A 15,476-nucleotide genomic window follows, 5' to 3' on the forward strand; every position below is an offset into this window, starting at 1 on the left:
AAAATGCCTTTCGCCAGAAGCTGTGCCGTAGCCCTATGGGGATTGCCGTGACAAATTCAGCCACGATCGTGCCCAAATCAATCACGGACTCATGACGGCAGAGAATGGCTTTTTTGGCGCGGTGCGGCAAGAAAATCCTGCCGGACCGCGTATTCGCCGATCAGCTGACGCGGGCGATGGAGAAGTCGATGACTTCGAGCAGCGCGTTCTTCCAGGGCGAGGCCGGCAGGGGCGCGAGCGCGTCGCGGGCGATCATGCCGTAGTGCTGGGCGCGGGCGATCGTGTCCGTCAGCCCGCCATAGCGGGTGATGAGGCCGAAGGCGCGTTCGAGGTTCGCGTCGTCGCTTTTTCCCCCCTCGATCGCCTCGCGCCAGAAGGCGCGGTCTTCCGCCGTGCCGCGGCGCCAGGCGAGGATGACGGGCAGGGTGATCTTGCCCTCGCGGAAATCGTCGCCGGTGTTCTTGCCGAGATCGGCCGCCTTGCCGCCATAATCGAGCGCGTCGTCGACGAGCTGGAAGGCAAGGCCGAGATTCATGCCGTAGGATTTCAGCGCGTTGCGCTCGGCCCGGCCGGTATTGGCGATGATCGGCCCCACTTCCGAGGCGGCGGCGAAGAGCGCCGCCGTCTTGGCGCGGATGACCTGGAGATAGTCGTCCTCGGTCGTCTCCATGTTCTTGGCGACGGAGAGCTGCAGCACCTCGCCTTCGGCGATCACGGTGGCGGAGGTGGAGAGCACGTCGAGGGCCTCCAGCGAGCCGACCTCGACCATCATCTTGAAGGCTTGGCCGAGCAGGAAGTCGCCGACGAGCACGCTCGCCTGGTTGCCCCAGATCATGCGGGCGGTGGATTTGCCGCGGCGCATGTCGCTCTCGTCGACCACGTCGTCATGCAGGAGCGTCGCCGTGTGCATGAACTCGACGCTGGTGGCGAGCTTGATGTGCTGGTCGCCGTCATAGCCGAACATCGCGGCGGAGGCGAGCGTCAGCATGGGGCGCAGGCGCTTGCCGCCGGAGGAGATCAGGTGGTTGGCGACCTCCGGGATCATCGCGACGTCGGAGCCGGCTTTCGACAGGATGAGCTGGTTCACCCGCTCCATGTCGGCCTTCGTGAGATCGACGAGCGGCTTCACAGACGCCTGTTTGTTTTTGCCTTCTTCAAGCGGTATCACGACGCCCAAATGCCCGGACTCCTGTTCATTTTTGTTGAAAGACAATAGAAAGCGGGGCTTCCTGCGGCAAGAGGCGAATTGTCCCGCCTCGGGAATTATGGCTGGAAAACGACCGGAATGATCGAATTGATCCGCACCAACGACGCCGTCCTGCTCTCCTTCGCGGAAAGCCTGATGAAGGAGGCGGGAATCCATTGCCTGATCGCCGATCAGGCGATGAGCATCCTCGAAGGCTCGCTCGGCATGCTGCCCCGCCGCTTCCTGGTGGAGAGCGACCGGGCGGACGAGGCCCGGCGGATCCTCAAGGATGCGGGGCTCGAAGCGGAGCTGCGGGCGTGAGGGTCGTAGTTTTCACGGTGAAGGCTGCATTCGGAGCACCCCCCTCTGCCCTGCCGGGCATCTCCCCCACAAGGGGAGAGATCGACTTGGGGCAAAGCAGTGCCACGATCCAATCTTCCCCCTTGTGGGGGACATGCCCGGCAGGGCAGAGGGGGGATGGCCAAGGCCGCCCCCGCGCGCGGGGGACGACCTGCCCATGACCGTCACCGAAACCGTCGACGCCTTCCACTACGGCCGCTTCCACGTCGTCCAGCCGAAGGGCATCGGCCATCGTTCGGGCATGGACGCCATGCTGCTCGCCGCGCTGGTGACGGGGAAGGGGCCGATGCGCGTCGCCGATCTCGGCGCCGGGGCGGGCGCTGCCGGCCTTGCTGTCGCCGCATGCAACGAAAGGGCCGAGGTGCTGCTCGTCGAGCGCTCGCCGCTGATGGCGGGTTTTGCCCGCAAGTCGGTGGCGCTTCCGGAAAACGCCGCCTTTTCGGCCCGCGTCGGCGTGCTGGAGGCCGATGTCGGGCTCATGGGCACGGCCCGCGTCGCGGCGGGCCTCGCCGACGAGGTCTTCGACCATGTCATCATGAACCCGCCTTTCAACGACCGTATCGGCAGCCGCACGCCGGACGCGCTGAAGGCCGAGGCCCATGCCATGGAGCATGACCTCTTCGAACGCTGGATCCGGACGGCGGGCGCGATCCTGAAGCCGGGCGGCCAGCTCTCCCTCATCGCCCGGCCGGAATCGATCGCCGAGATCGTCGCCGCCTGCGGCCGCCGTTTCGGCGGCATCGAGATCACCGCCCTCCATCCCCGCCCCGGCGAACCGGCCCTGCGCATCCTCGTCACCGCCATCAAGGGCTCGCGCGCCAGGCTGGCGCTTCGCATGCCGCTCGTCATGCACGAACCCGGCCGGCACGCCTTCACCCCCTTCGTCGACGACCTCAACAACGGCCGGGCAAGCTATCCGCGCCTGTCGAAGACCTGAATATTCCGTGATTGTCTTGCGTTTTCGCCCGTCGTGCATACATCAGCCGGGCAAACGAACAGGAGGCAGGATCGCGCGATGGCCGGATTTTTGAAGACGCTGGTGCCGAAGAGGTTCCGCAAGGAAGGGGTCGCGATCCCGGTCGTCCGGCTGCACGGGGCGATCATGGCCTCCGGCAGCCAGTTCCGGCCGCCGCTCAATCTGGCCACCGCCGCGCCCGCGCTCGAAAAGGCCTTCGGCTACAAACAGGCGCCGGCCGTGGCGATCTCCATCAATTCGCCCGGCGGCTCGCCGGTCCAGTCGCGGCTGATCTTCCAGCGCATCCGCGCGCTCGCGGCAGAAAAGAACAAGCGCGTGCTCGTCTTCGTCGAGGACGTGGCGGCCTCCGGCGGCTACATGATCGCGCTTGCCGGCGATGAGATCTTTGCCGACCCGACCTCGATCGTCGGCTCGATCGGCGTCGTCTCGGGCGGCTTCGGCTTTCCGGAAATGCTGAAGAAGATCGGCGTCGAGCGGCGCGTCTACACGGCCGGCAGCAACAAGGCGATCCTCGATCCGTTCCAGCCAGAGCGCGAAAACGAGATCGAATATCTCAAATCCCTGCAGCTCGAGATCCACCAGGTCTTCATCGACATGGTGAAGGAACGCCGCGGCGCTAAGCTCACGGACGATCCTGACCTCTTTTCCGGCCTGTTCTGGACCGGCGGCCGGGGCCTGGCGCTCGGCCTCGTCGATGGCCTTGCCGACATGCGCTCGGAGCTGAAGAAGCGCTATGGCGAGAAGACGCGGCTGGAGCTGGTCTCGGCGCCCAAGGGGCTGTTCGGCCGCAAGGCGCCGGGCGTCGGGGGGCCTTCCGGCGACATGGCGGAGCGTATAGGCTCTGCAGGCGTGGCCGCCGTGGCGGGCCTTGCGGAAGAAAAGGCGCTGTGGGGCCGTTTCGGCCTTTCCGGATAAGGCGCGCGTGAAACAAGGGGAGGGGCGATGGCCCAGATCATCTTTCTGCTGCTGGTCGTCGGCCTTGCCTGGTTCGGCTATCGCAAGTTCGTGGCCGACGCCGAACGCCTGAGTAAGCTGCGCAAGCGGTCCGAGGAGGAACGCCGCACCGGTGCCACCGGCACGCTCGTCAAGGATCCGGAAACCGGCGAATACCGCCTGCGCCGCGACGACGAGTAGAGGGGCCTGGCAAGCGCGGGATGCGGTTCGGCGCCCGGCGTGAAAACAGCGAGATGGATCCTTTTCGCGATTTGGGAACACGATGGAAGGATCTGTCGCCGCGGCACGGCTGTGTGCCGGCGCGGGACTGGAAACGAGGCCCTGTCGTGCGGTCCCGGGACATTAACCACGCTCCGTAAGGTTAACGCGGGATTTAAGCTTTTGCAGCCGCATGCCGGCGTTGCCCCCGCGCGTAAGAAGGCCGATCTAGCGGTCAGGGCTGCCATGAGGGCGTCCCGGCAGTGAACGGAGAAGATCCATGGCCTCGCTTGACCTCGACTGGATTCGCACCATCGTCGTGACGGGCGGCGCCGGATTCATCGGCTCGCATATCGTCGACGACCTCCTCGCCCATTGCCCGAAGGCGCGCATCCGCGTGCTCGACGCCTTCACCTATGCTGCCGACATGTCCTATCTCGATGCCGCCTTCCGCACCGGCCGCGTGACGCTGCAGGAAGGCGATGTCGGCAATCTCGACCTCGTCACCGAAATGCTGAAGGATGCGGACCTCGTCGTGCATGCGGCGGGCGAAAGCCATGTCGAACGCGCCTTCTCGGTGCCGGAGCGCTTCACGCTCGCCAATGCGCTCGGCACGCAGGTGCTGGTCGAGGCGATGGGCCGCCGCCGCGTGCCGCTGATGATCCATGTCAGCTCCGCCGAGGTCTACGGCGCCGGCAACGGCCAGCCGGTCGGCGAGCTCGCGCCGCTGCTGCCCGACAATCCGCTCGGTGCCTCCAAGGCTGCCGCCGAAATGCTGATCGCCGGCCTGCGCCGCTCCTTCGACCTCGATATCCGCGTGCTGCGCCCCGTCAACATCGTCGGCACGCGCCAGAACACCGAAAAGCTCCTGCCGCGCTTCCTCGAGCTTGCCGCCGTCGGCCGGCCCCTGCCGGTGCATGGCGACGGCCGGCAGACGCGCGGCTTCGTCACCATGGCGGATTTCTGCTCGGCGCTGCGCGCGGTGGTGGCGCGCGGGGCGGAGAACGCCACCTACAACGTGGCCGGCGACGATTTTCTCGACATCCTCTCCGTCGCGCGCCTGGTGCTGGAGACTGTGCAGGAGCCCGTTTCCGGCGTCAGCTTTGCCGCCGGCCGGCCGGGCAATGCCAGCCGCCCGCCGCTCGACATGCGGGCCTTGAAGGCGCTCGGTTGGCAGGCGAAGGGCACGCTGCGCCGCGAGCTTCCGATGCTGGCCGCCTGGTACGGCGCGCGCATGCCGGCGGGCCTGCGCCGCCAGGTGCGGCAGGTGCCGGATCTCGCCCCGCAGCGCGTGCAGGCCGTCACCCAGGCCGCCGGCTCCGGGCTCTTCCGCTCGCTCGAACGGCACTGACCCGTTTCGGGCGCCGGCCCGAAACCCTTGACCCTTCCGGCGCATCGTGGCACCAGTCCGGCACCTTTCCAAGAATGCTCGGACGAAACCGATGACCTCTGCCGCCCTGCCTGACCACATGAACCCGACGCGCTCTTTCCAGGGGCTGATCCTGACGTTGCACAATTACTGGGCGGACAAGGGCTGCGCGGTGCTGCAGCCCTACGACATGGAAGTGGGCGCCGGCACCTTCCACCCGGCCACGACGCTGCGCGCGCTCGGCCCCCGCCCGTGGCGTGCCGCCTATGTGCAGCCCTCGCGCCGGCCGTCCGACGGTCGCTACGGCGAGAACCCGAACCGGCTGCAGCACTATTACCAGTACCAGGTCATCCTGAAGCCGAACCCGTCGAACCTGCAGGAACTCTATCTCGGCTCGCTCGCCGCCATCGGCCTCGATCCGCTGCTGCATGACGTGCGCTTCGTCGAGGACGACTGGGAAAGCCCGACGCTCGGCGCCTGGGGTCTCGGCTGGGAATGCTGGTGCGACGGCATGGAGGTCTCGCAGTTCACCTATTTCCAGCAGGTCTGCGGCATCGAATGCGCGCCCGTCGCCGGCGAATTGACCTACGGCCTCGAACGCCTCGCCATGTATGTGCAGGGCGTCGACAATGTCTACGACCTCAATTTCAACGGCCGCGAGGGCGACGAGAAGATCACCTACGGCGACGTCTTCCTGCAGGCCGAGCAGGAATATTCCCGCCACAACTTCGAATTCGCCGACACCGCCATGCTGCACCGCCACTTCATCGATGCGGAGAAGGAGTGCCAGGCGCTGCTTGCCGCCGGTGCGCCGGGCGATGCGGAAAACCAGCGCCTGCACAAGTGCGTGCTGCCGGCCTACGACCAGTGCATCAAGGCCTCGCACGTCTTCAACCTGCTCGATGCACGCGGCGTGATCTCCGTCACCGAGCGTCAGAGCTACATCCTGCGCGTGCGCACGCTGGCGAAAGCCTGCGGCGAGGCCTTCCTCCTGACGGATGCCGGCGGCGTGAACTGGACGAAGGACGCGGCCTGAGCCGCAACCGTTTCCAAGGGAGAGGAACATGGCGACAGAAAAAGTGGCGATCATCACGGCCGGCGGCAGCGGCATGGGCGCGGCGGCGGCAAGACGGCTGGCGGCGGACGGCTTCAGGATCGCCGTGCTCTCCTCCTCCGGCAAGGGCGAGGCGCTGGCGGCCGAAAGCGGCGGTTTCGGCGTCACCGGCTCGAACCAGTCGAACGACGACCTGAAGCGCCTCGTCGATGGCGCGCTGGAGCGCTGGGGCCGCGTGGACGTCCTCGTCAACAGCGCCGGCCATGGCCCCCGCAAGCCGATCCTCGACCTGACGGACGAGGACTGGCACGCGGGCATCGACGTCTATTTCCTCAATGCCGTGCGCCCTACGCGCCTCGTCACCCCGGTCATGCAGAAGCAGAAGTCCGGCGTGATCATCAACATCTCGACCGCCTGGGCCTTCGAGCCGAGCTCCATGTTCCCGACCTCGGCCGTCGCCCGCGCGGGCCTCGCCTCGTTCACGAAGATCTTCGCGGACACCTATGCGGCCGACAACATCCGCATGAACAACGTGCTGCCCGGCTGGATCGACAGCCTGCCGGCGACCGAGGAGCGGCGCGACGGCGTGCCGATGAAGCGCTACGGCACGAGCGAGGAGATCGCCGCGACGGTGGCCTTCCTCGCTTCCGACGGCGCCGCCTACATCACCGGCCAGAACATCCGCGTCGACGGCGGCATCACGCGCTCGATCTGAGACGGGTCAGCCGCATATGGCGTTTGCCCCTCATCCTAACCCTCTCCCCGCAGGCGGGGAGAGGGGACTTGCCCCACAAAGCGGTAATGATCGGGGAAGCCGGTATGGCATCTCCCCTTCGCCCCGCTTGCGGGGAGAAGGGGGCCGGCAGGCCGGATGAGGGGCCGACGTCCCGAAGAGCCTTTTTCGTTCAGGCGAGGGTCGCAACCTTCACGCCGAGTTCCCAGACGGGCTTCAGCGTCGGCATCGCGCCGGTGGGAAGCTGGCCGGCATAGGTCTGGAGCGCCCGGCGCACACCCTTCGGACGGTCGACCGCGGCGCCCATCGTGTAGGCGAGGAAGAGGGCGGTGAAACCGAGAACGTTGATGGTGAGGACGAGGGCTTTCATGACGGTTGCTTCAAGGTTCGTGTTGTTGGTGAAGCGACTATCGGCCAAGGCACGCCGCCGCGCGGTTCCCGGGGTGACAGGACTGGCGGGCGATCGTTCTCTTTGATGAAAAGCGGGCGGCCTCGGAGCCCGCGGGGGCTTTCCTGCGGCGATGCGAATGCTAAGGTCAGGCCCGGGACAAAGAAGGAGCGGAGACTTTCATGATCGGTCTGGCAATCGCGGCGGTGGTCGTCCTCTACGCCATCATTCTCTACAACGGCCTCGTCAAAGCCCGTCAGATGAAGGAGGAGGCCTGGTCCGGCATCGACGTGCAGCTGAAGCGCCGTGCCGACCTCATCCCCAACCTCATCGAGACCGTGAAAGGCTACGCCGCGCACGAGAAGGACACGCTGGAAAAGGTGGTGGAGCTGCGCAACCGGGCGCAGGCCGTGCCGGCGGGTGACGTCGCGGGCAGGGCGCAGGCCGAAGGCCTGCTCAGCCAGGCGCTCGGCCGCATCTTCGCGCTCGCCGAGGCCTATCCCGACCTCAAGGCCAACCAGAACTTCGCCGAGCTGCAGGAAACGCTGGAAACGCTGGAAAGCGAGATCCAGATGTCGCGCCGCTACTACAACGGCGCCGCCCGCGATCTCAACGTCAAGGTCGAGAGTTTCCCCTCGAACCTCGTCGCCGGCCTCTTCAAATTCCTCAAAGCGCCCTATTTCGAGATCGAGAACCCGGCCGACCGGGCCGTGCCGACCGTAAAGTTCTAGAGCATTTTTGTTTTGTCGCATTTCCGAACGGAAAACCGGTATCCACTTTATCCTGGAAATGCCCTAATCCCGGAGTCCTTCATGATGCGGATTGCCGCTCTCCTGGCGCTGTGGCTCTGCCTTCTGGTCGGGGGCACGGTCCGGGCGGAGGAGTATTTCGACCGCTACCATTCCGACATCGCCATTTCGAAGAACGGCACCCTGACGGTGACGGAGACGATCCGCGTCCATGCCGAGGGCAACCGGATCCGCCGCGGCATCTATCGCGATTTCCCGCTCACCTTCCTCGATGCCGGCGGACGGGAGCGCGAGGTGGGCTTCAAGATCCTTCGCGTCGAGCGCGACGGGCGGCCGGAGCCCTACCGCACGGAAACCATCCGCCGCGGCATCCGCATCTATTTCGGCTCGGCCGACGTGCTCATCGATCCGGGCTTCCACGAATATCGCCTGACCTACGAGACGACGCGGCAGATCCGCTTCTTCGACACGCATGACGAACTCTTCTGGAACGTCACCGGCACCGAATGGGCCTTCCCGATCGAGAGGGCGACGGCGACGGTGACGCTGCCGCAGGGCGTGCGGGCGGAGGAGCTGACCGTCTTCACCGGTCCGCTCGGCGCCACGGGCAAGGATGCGCGCGGCGAAAACCAGGGCAACCGGGCGACCTTCGAGACGACGCGCGCGCTCGGGCCGAACGAGGGCCTGACGATCGGCGTGAAGATGCCGGCCGGCAGCATCGACCGGCCGACGGCGGCGGAAGAGCGCGCGCTGTTCCTCAAGGACAACCGCAACCTCTTCCTCGCCTTCGGCGGCCTGGTGCTGGTCGTCGGCTATTATCTCTGGGCCTGGCTCTCCGTCGGCCGCGACCCGCCGCGCGGCGTCATCGTGCCGCGCTGGGATGCGCCGGAGGGCATATCGCCGGCGCTCGTCAACTATATCGACGAGAAGGGGTTCGGCGGGCGGGGCTGGACGGCAATCTCCGCCGCCTTCCTCAACCTTGCGGTCAAGGGCCTTGTCGAGCTGAAGGACCTGAAGACCTCCATCACCGTCACCCGGACGGAAAAGCCGGTCGAGGGAACCCTGCCGACCGGCGAGGCGACCCTCCTGAAGACCATGGGGTCGGGAGGAAGCACCTTCGTCATCGACAAGTCGAACGGCAAGCGCGTGCAGACGCTGGGCCATGATTTCAGCCAGGCGATGGAGAAGGAGCACCGCTACAAGTATTACCTGGCCAACTGGCCGCAGGTGATCTGCGGCATCCTCCTGTCGCTCGCCTGCCTTGCGGCCCTGCTGATCTTCGGCACGCTGCCGGAGGAGGGCATCGTGCTCGTCATCCTGCCCGTCTTCGCCTCGGTCTTCGTGTCGATCTTCGCGCTGGCGCTCGGGCAGAACTTCCGGCGGGCGAAAACGCTCGGCGCGCGCATCCTCGCCGTCGTGATGATCGCCTTCGTAGGCTTCGTTCTCCTGACGGTCTTCGGCGGCGTCCTCGTCACGCTGTTCGTCACCAGCGCGGCCGCCGGCCAGATGCCGCTCTTTGCCGCCGTCGGCGGCATCGTCGTCACCAATCTCGTCTTCTTCTTCCTGATGGGCGCGCCGACGCCGCTCGGCCGCAGGATGATGGACGGCATCGAGGGCTTGCGCCAATACCTGACGCTCGCCGAGAAGGATCGCATGAACATGGCCGGCGCGCCGGAAATGTCGCCGCGCCACTACGAGACCCTCTTGCCCTATGCCGTGGCGCTCGGCGTCGAAAAACCCTGGTCGGAAACCTTCGACCGCTGGCTCGCCGCCGCCGCGGCGGCCGGTGCTGCCGCTGCCGCCTACCAGCCCGCCTGGTATCACGGCGACGGCTTTTCCTCCGGCCGCTTCTCCGACCGCATGGGCGGCTTTGCCGGCTCCATGGCGAGCACCATGACCGCCTCCCTGCCGGACCCGCCGAAAAGCTCATCCTCCGGTTTCTCCTCGGGCGGCGGTGGCGGCTCCTCGGGGGGCGGGGGTGGTGGCGGCGGGGGTGGCGGCTGGTAGACGATCAGCGCGTCAGCCCGACTTTTCGGGTTTGGACGGATGACATTTGGCTTGAGGCTTGCTAAGTCCCCGCCAGTCGAAAAATCCATCAGTCAGTGACCCCCATGCCCGATCTTCTGCTTGAACTCCGCTCCGAGGAAATCCCCGCCCGCATGCAGCGGAAGGCCGCGGGCGACCTGAAGAAGCTCGTCACGGACGCGCTGGTGGATGCGGGCCTGACCTATGAGGGCGCGCGCGAATACTGGACGCCGCGCCGCCTGACGCTCGACATCCGCGGCCTCAACGCCCGCTCGAGCGACGTGCGCGAGGATATCAAGGGCCCGACGACCTCGGCGCCCGAACAGGCGATCCAGGGCTTCCTGCGCAAGGCGGGCCTTGCCTCTGTTTCCGAAGCCCATGTCCATTCGGACCCGAAGAAGGGCGATTTCTACGTCGCCCACATCGTCAAGCCGGGCCGCCCGGCCGACGAGATCATCGCCGAGGTGATGCCCGGCATCATCCGCAACTTCCCCTGGCCGAAGTCGATGCGTTCCGGTGCCGCCTCCGCCAGGCCCGGCGCGCTGCGCTGGGTGCGCCCGCTGCAGTCGATCGTCTGCACCTTCGGCTCGGAGACCGAGGAGACCCGCGTCGTGCCCTTCGAGGTCGACGGGCTCGTCGCCGGCAATGTCACCTATGGCCACCGCTTCCATGCGCCCGAGGCGATCACCGTGCGCCGTTTCGAGGACTATGTCGCCAATCTGGAGAAGGCCAGGGTCGTGCTCGACGCCGAGCGCCGCAAGCAGATCATCGCGACGGACGCGAACAACATCGCCTTTGCGAACGGCCTGGAGCTGGTCGAGGACGAGGGCCTGCTGGAGGAGGTCTCAGGCCTCGTCGAATGGCCGCAGGTGCTGATGGGCACCTTCGAGGAAGAGTTCCTGGCGATTCCCTCGGAAATCATCCGCCTCACCATCAAGACGAACCAGAAATGCTTCGTCACCCGCAAGCCGGGCGCCGAAACGCTCTCCAACCACTTCGTCCTCGTCTCGAACATCGAGGCGAAGGACGGCGGCAAGGAGATCGTGCATGGCAACGGCAAGGTCGTGCGTGCCCGCCTTTCGGATGCCAAGCACTTCTGGCTGCGCGACCAGGGTGATCTGCCGGATCTCGACATGCTGAAAGCGTCGGCCGAAAAGTTCGGTCTCGACCTCAAGAAGCCGCTCGACCAGCGCATGGCCAAGCTCGACGCGCTGAACGTCACGTTCCACGCCAAGCTCGGCACCCAGGGCGCCCGCGTCGAGCGCATCCGCAAGCTGGCCGCTGAACTCGCCTCCGTCATCGGCGCAGATGCCGCGCTCGTTGATCGGGCCGTGGTGCTCGCCAAGGCGGACCTGCGCACCGAGGCCGTCGGAGAATTCCCGGAACTGCAGGGCATCATGGGCCGCAAATACGCCGCGCTGCAGGGCGAGGACGCTGCCGTGGCCGAGGCGATCGAAGATCACTACAAGCCGCAGGGGCCTTCCGACCGCGTGCCTGCGGGCAAGGTGGGCCTCACCGTCGCGCTCGCCGACAAGCTGGACACGCTGATCGGCTTCTGGGCGATCGACGAGAAGCCGACCGGCTCGAAGGACCCCTATGCGCTGCGCCGTGCCGCCCTCGGCGTCATCCGCATGCTGCTCGAAAAGAACATCCGCCTGCCGCTCGCCTCGGTCGCGAAGGATCCGGACCTCGTCGCCTTCTTCCACGATCGCCTGAAGGTCTATCTGCGCGACATGGGCGCGCGTCATGACCTGATCGACGCCGTGCTGACGCCCGAGGCCGACGATCTCCTGATGGTCGCCCGCCGCGTCGAGGCGCTGACGGCCTTCATCACCTCGGAGGAGGGCGAGAACCTGCTCGCCGGCACCAAGCGCGCCACGCAGCTTCTCGCCGCCGAGGAGAAGAAGGGCACCGTCGTCGATGGCGCCGTCTCGGCCGATCTTCTCCTGCTCGACGCCGAAAAGGCCCTCCATGCCGCCGTCGAGATCGCGACGAAGGATGCTGCGGCTGCCGTTGCCAAGGAAGACTTCCGCTCCGCCATGGAAGCCCTCTCGGCGCTGCGCGCCCCGGTCGACCAGTTCTTCAACGACGTGCTGGTCAACGACGAGGACCCCGCCATCCGCGCCAACCGCCTCGCCCTGCTCTCCGCCATCCGCGCCGCCACCGGCACGGTCGCGGATTTCTCCAAGATCGCGGGATAGGCCGCCTCTTGAGAATGGTGGCGTATATGTTACCATCCTCACATGAAGGTCGTCGAATATCTCGATCCGGCGGGACGCAGCCCTTTTGCAGCCTGGTTCCGGCGGATCGAGGCGCGCGCCGCGGCCAAGGTGACGGTTGCGCTCGCGCGGCTGGAGGGCGGCAATCTTTCCAACACGAAAACCGTCGGTAGCGGCGTACTGGAATATCGCATCGACTATGGCCCGGGTTATCGTGTCTATTTCGGGCGCGATGGAGAGACTCTGGTCATACTGCTTGCCGGCGGCACGAAGCAGCGCCAGCAGCGGGATATTGCCGACGCCCAGGCTCGCTGGCTCGACTACAAACGTAGAAAGCGTGGAGACTGACATGGCCCTGACACGCGATTTCAAGCAAAGCATCAAGGCGCGTGTCGCCGCTGATCCGGCCTATGGTACGCTGTTGCTCGCCGAGGCCGTCGAGCTTCTGCTCGCAGGCGACATGGAGACGGGTAAGAGCGTGATGCGCGATTACATCAATGCAACGGTGGGCTTCGAGGCACTGGCGCTGGCGACCGGAACCCCGGCGAAAAGCCTCATGCGCATGTTCGGGCCGAAGGGAAATCCCCGCGCCGACAATCTCTTCGCCGTGATCGGCGCCTTGCAAAAGGCCAATGGTGTCAACCTTGCCGTCGGCGTGGCGGCGTGAGGCATGGCCGCAAGGATCCTCATCAGCGCCTGTCTTGCCGGCCTGCCGGTGCGCTATAACGGTTCGGCCAAGCCGCTTGTCCATGGTGCGGTCGAGCGGTGGCGGGCGGAGGGGCGGCTGGTGACGCTCTGTCCGGAGCTTTCCGGCGGCTTCCAGGTGCCGCGGCCGCCGGCGGAGATCGAGAACGGGCTTGACGGCGAGGACGTGCTCGACGGGCGGGCGCGGGTGCTGGAAGTGTCCGGCGGGGATGTTTCGGCGGCCTATATAGCGGGCGCGCGCATCGCGCTCGACGTGGCGCGGGAAAACGGCTGCCGGCATGCGCTGCTCATCGACGGCAGCCCGTCCTGCGGCTCCGGCTTCGTCTATGACGGCACGTTTTCAGGTGTCCGGCATGCGGGGCAGGGGGTGACGGCGGCGCTCTTGCGGCGCGGCGGCATCGCGGTCTATTCCGACAGGGAGGTCGATCGGCTGGTCGGCGATCTCGGGGAGAGCGGCTGATACGCTTGCGCCCCCGCTTGAGGTCAGGGGCGCAAAACGTCCGCTTTCGCGGATTCCTGTCAGCCTGGAGGGACTGAGAGGCAGGGCTCGTTCAATATGGGGTCAGTTGACCCGAAGTTCAAACCCTGCCGGATCAAACTCCCGTGAAGGGACCATGCCGGCCGTTGCCGTCCTGCTGGCCGCGGTCTCGTCGAGGGCGCCGGTGCGGGCGCCCGCATCGACGGTTTCCACGGCGGTGGCATCCGCGTCCGCCGGCTTTTCGGCCTCGGCGGCCTGCTGGACCTCCACGGGCGCCTTGCTGACGAAGAGCACCGGCGAGCCGCCCATCCAGGCTTCCGTGCGGAAGATCTTGCGCTCGCCGTTTTCCTCGCGGATCTCCACCTTCTGCGTGCCGGGCTCGATGGCGTCGACATGGTAGGCGGCGGATTTCGACTTCGGCTTCAGCGCCGGGCAGTCGTCGCAACGGATCGCCGAAATGCTCGAGCCCTCGGATGAGGCACTGGCAACGGGCTCGATCGAACCGGCAAGGGCGGGGGCGGCAAGAAGCAGGAAGGCAAAGGTCGGCAGCAGGGTACGCATCAACGGTTCTCCCTTATGGTTGTAGGGAGAATAGCGCCCGCCGGTTACGGTCCCGTCAGGGGAATTGGTAAAATTTGAGCGATCCGGCGTTTTTCGCGCCGGGCCTCACGCCTTTTCGCGGGCGACGGCGCGCCAGCCGATGTCGCGGCGGCAGAAGCCGTTGTCCCATTCGACCCGGTCGAGCGCCTGGTAGGCCGCCTTTTGCGCTTCCGCGACGGTCGGGGCGACGGCCGTGACGTTGAGCACGCGTCCGCCGGTCGCCACCAGCTGGCCGTCCTTCAGGGCTGTGCCGGCATGAAACACCTTGCTGACCGCATCGTCGGCCGGCAGCGCGCGGATCGGCGTGTTCTTCTCGTAGGCGCCGGGATAGCCCTTCGAGGCCATGACGACGGTGAGTGCCGCGGCGTCGCGCCAACTGGCGGAAACCGTGTCGAGCCTGCCGGTCGCGGCCGCATGCAGGATCGGCAGCAGGTCGCTTTCGAGCCGCATCATCAGCACCTGGCATTCCGGGTCGCCGAACCGCACATTGTATTCGATGAGCTCGGGGCCTTTGGCGGTGATCATCAGCCCGGCGAAGAGCACGCCCTGGAAGGCGTGGCCGTCGGCCGCCATGCCGCGGATCGTCGGCTCGATGATCTCCTTCATGGTGCGCGCGACCATGTCGGGCGTCATGACGGGGGCGGGCGAATAGGCGCCCATGCCGCCGGTATTGGGGCCGGTATCGCCGTCGCCGACGCGCTTGTGGTCCTGGGCGGAGGCGAGCGGCAAGGCGTTCGCGCCGTCGCACAGGCAGAAGAAGCTCGCCTCCTCGCCGTCGAGGAAGGCCTCCACCACGACTTCCGCTCCCGCCGCGCCGAAGGCGCCGTCGAAGCAGTCGTCCACCGCGGCCAGTGCCTCGCCGAGCGTCATGGCCACCGTCACGCCCTTGCCGGCGGCAAGTCCGTCCGCCTTGATGACGATCGGCGCGCCCTCGCGCTCGACATAGGCCTTCGCGGCGGCGGCATCGGTGAAGCGCTGGTAGGCGCCGGTGGGGATGTCGTATTTCGCGCAGAGGTCCTTGGTGAAGCCCTTGGAGCCCTCGAGCTGCGCGGCGGCGGCCGAGGGGCCGAAGACGTCGATGTCGGCAGCGCGCAGCTCATCGGCCATGCCCGCGACCAAGGGGGCTTCCGGCCCGACCACCACGAAGGTGACGCCGTTCGCCTTGCAGAAGGCGGCGACGGCCGCATGGTCGTCGATATCGAGAGAGATCAGCGTCGCGCATTCGGCGATGCCCGGATTGCCTGGGGCGGCATAGAGCGTTTCGAGGAGAGGGGACTGTGCCAGCTTCCAGGCAAGGGCGTGCTCGCGTCCGCCCGATCCGATCAACAGAACCTTCATGCCCATACCCTCGATCCGTCCTTCGTTGCTGGCGGGTTAAGGGGACGGGGCTGAAAGGTCAAGGGCTGCGGGTCGCGGGAGCGCGCAAGGACAGCATAATGCCGGACTGGCGGGCTGCACCCCTGCCGCGACGGTCTTCCCGCA

Annotated in this window: 17 protein-coding genes; 13 read left to right on the plus strand and 4 right to left on the minus strand. The window is 66.7% G+C overall.

Annotated elements, in window-relative coordinates; all coding sequences use genetic code 11:
• Window positions 1–160 precede the first annotated feature (160 nt).
• On the minus strand, window positions 161–1,177 hold the full coding sequence (locus tag AABQ55_RS07720; RefSeq protein ID WP_272804607.1) for a polyprenyl synthetase family protein: 1,017 nt from the start codon (window positions 1,175–1,177) through the stop codon (window positions 161–163).
• A 108-nt stretch (window positions 1,178–1,285) separates the two neighbouring features.
• On the opposite strand from AABQ55_RS07720, the gene AABQ55_RS07725 reads away from it, so the two are divergent.
• The 7 genes from AABQ55_RS07725 to AABQ55_RS07755 all read left to right on the plus strand — a co-directional run bounded on the left by AABQ55_RS07725 (window position 1,286) and on the right by AABQ55_RS07755 (window position 6,812).
• Complete coding sequence (locus tag AABQ55_RS07725; protein WP_064329242.1) at window positions 1,286–1,507, plus strand: putative signal transducing protein; 222 nt, start codon at window positions 1,286–1,288, stop codon at window positions 1,505–1,507.
• A 196-nt stretch (window positions 1,508–1,703) separates the two neighbouring features.
• The gene (locus AABQ55_RS07730; RefSeq protein ID WP_272804608.1) at window positions 1,704–2,483 is read left to right on the plus strand and encodes a tRNA1(Val) (adenine(37)-N6)-methyltransferase; all 780 of its coding nucleotides are present in this window, start codon (window positions 1,704–1,706) and stop codon (window positions 2,481–2,483) included.
• A 78-nt stretch (window positions 2,484–2,561) separates the two neighbouring features.
• The gene (locus AABQ55_RS07735) at window positions 2,562–3,437 is read left to right on the plus strand and encodes a S49 family peptidase (protein ID WP_272804609.1); all 876 of its coding nucleotides are present in this window, start codon (window positions 2,562–2,564) and stop codon (window positions 3,435–3,437) included.
• A gap of 27 nt (window positions 3,438–3,464) precedes the next feature.
• Window positions 3,465–3,656, plus strand: coding sequence for a hypothetical protein (locus AABQ55_RS07740; RefSeq protein WP_064329246.1), 192 nt, complete (start codon window positions 3,465–3,467; stop codon window positions 3,654–3,656).
• Window positions 3,657–3,954: 298 nt separating this feature from the next.
• Window positions 3,955–5,025: a dTDP-glucose 4,6-dehydratase gene (locus AABQ55_RS07745; RefSeq protein WP_272804610.1), complete on the plus strand. Its 1,071-nt coding sequence runs from the start codon at window positions 3,955–3,957 to the stop codon at window positions 5,023–5,025.
• Between the two features lie 91 nt (window positions 5,026–5,116).
• Window positions 5,117–6,079, plus strand: coding sequence for a glycine--tRNA ligase subunit alpha (locus AABQ55_RS07750; protein WP_064329248.1), 963 nt, complete (start codon window positions 5,117–5,119; stop codon window positions 6,077–6,079).
• A 28-nt stretch (window positions 6,080–6,107) separates the two neighbouring features.
• Entirely contained in the window at window positions 6,108–6,812 is a 705-nt protein-coding gene (locus AABQ55_RS07755; RefSeq protein WP_272804611.1) for an SDR family oxidoreductase, read from the plus strand.
• 190 nt (window positions 6,813–7,002) lie between these two features.
• On the opposite strand, the gene AABQ55_RS07760 is transcribed toward AABQ55_RS07755, so the two are convergent.
• Window positions 7,003–7,200, minus strand: coding sequence for a hypothetical protein (locus AABQ55_RS07760; RefSeq protein WP_288084252.1), 198 nt, complete (start codon window positions 7,198–7,200; stop codon window positions 7,003–7,005).
• Window positions 7,201–7,400: 200 nt separating this feature from the next.
• Between AABQ55_RS07760 and AABQ55_RS07765 the strand changes: the two genes are divergently transcribed.
• The 6 genes from AABQ55_RS07765 to AABQ55_RS07790 all read left to right on the plus strand — a co-directional run bounded on the left by AABQ55_RS07765 (window position 7,401) and on the right by AABQ55_RS07790 (window position 13,376).
• A complete protein-coding gene (locus tag AABQ55_RS07765; protein WP_272804613.1) occupies window positions 7,401–7,949 on the plus strand; it encodes a LemA family protein in 549 nt (182 codons plus the stop codon).
• Between the two features lie 81 nt (window positions 7,950–8,030).
• A complete protein-coding gene (locus tag AABQ55_RS07770) occupies window positions 8,031–9,974 on the plus strand; it encodes a DUF2207 domain-containing protein (protein WP_272804614.1) in 1,944 nt (647 codons plus the stop codon).
• Between the two features lie 104 nt (window positions 9,975–10,078).
• Entirely contained in the window at window positions 10,079–12,193 is a 2,115-nt protein-coding gene (gene glyS / locus AABQ55_RS07775; protein WP_272804615.1) for a glycine--tRNA ligase subunit beta, read from the plus strand.
• A 42-nt stretch (window positions 12,194–12,235) separates the two neighbouring features.
• Window positions 12,236–12,559, plus strand: a complete 324-nt coding sequence (locus tag AABQ55_RS07780; RefSeq protein WP_272804616.1) for a type II toxin-antitoxin system RelE/ParE family toxin — start codon at window positions 12,236–12,238, stop codon at window positions 12,557–12,559.
• A gap of 1 nt (window position 12,560) precedes the next feature.
• A complete protein-coding gene (locus AABQ55_RS07785) occupies window positions 12,561–12,878 on the plus strand; it encodes a helix-turn-helix domain-containing transcriptional regulator (RefSeq protein ID WP_272804617.1) in 318 nt (105 codons plus the stop codon).
• A 3-nt stretch (window positions 12,879–12,881) separates the two neighbouring features.
• Complete coding sequence (locus tag AABQ55_RS07790; protein WP_272804618.1) at window positions 12,882–13,376, plus strand: DUF523 domain-containing protein; 495 nt, start codon at window positions 12,882–12,884, stop codon at window positions 13,374–13,376.
• Window positions 13,377–13,478: 102 nt separating this feature from the next.
• On the opposite strand, the gene AABQ55_RS07795 is transcribed toward AABQ55_RS07790, so the two are convergent.
• Window positions 13,479–13,955 (minus strand): plant virulence effector HPE1-like domain-containing protein, encoded by a 477-nt coding sequence (locus AABQ55_RS07795; protein WP_272804619.1) that lies wholly within the window; start codon window positions 13,953–13,955, stop codon window positions 13,479–13,481.
• Window positions 13,956–14,060: 105 nt separating this feature from the next.
• Complete coding sequence (gene purD / locus AABQ55_RS07800; protein ID WP_272804620.1) at window positions 14,061–15,332, minus strand: phosphoribosylamine--glycine ligase; 1,272 nt, start codon at window positions 15,330–15,332, stop codon at window positions 14,061–14,063.
• Window positions 15,333–15,476 lie beyond the last annotated feature (144 nt).

Source organism: Shinella sp. WSD5-1, assembly GCF_963942435.1.
Lineage (GTDB): Bacteria > Pseudomonadota > Alphaproteobacteria > Rhizobiales > Rhizobiaceae > Shinella > Shinella yambaruensis.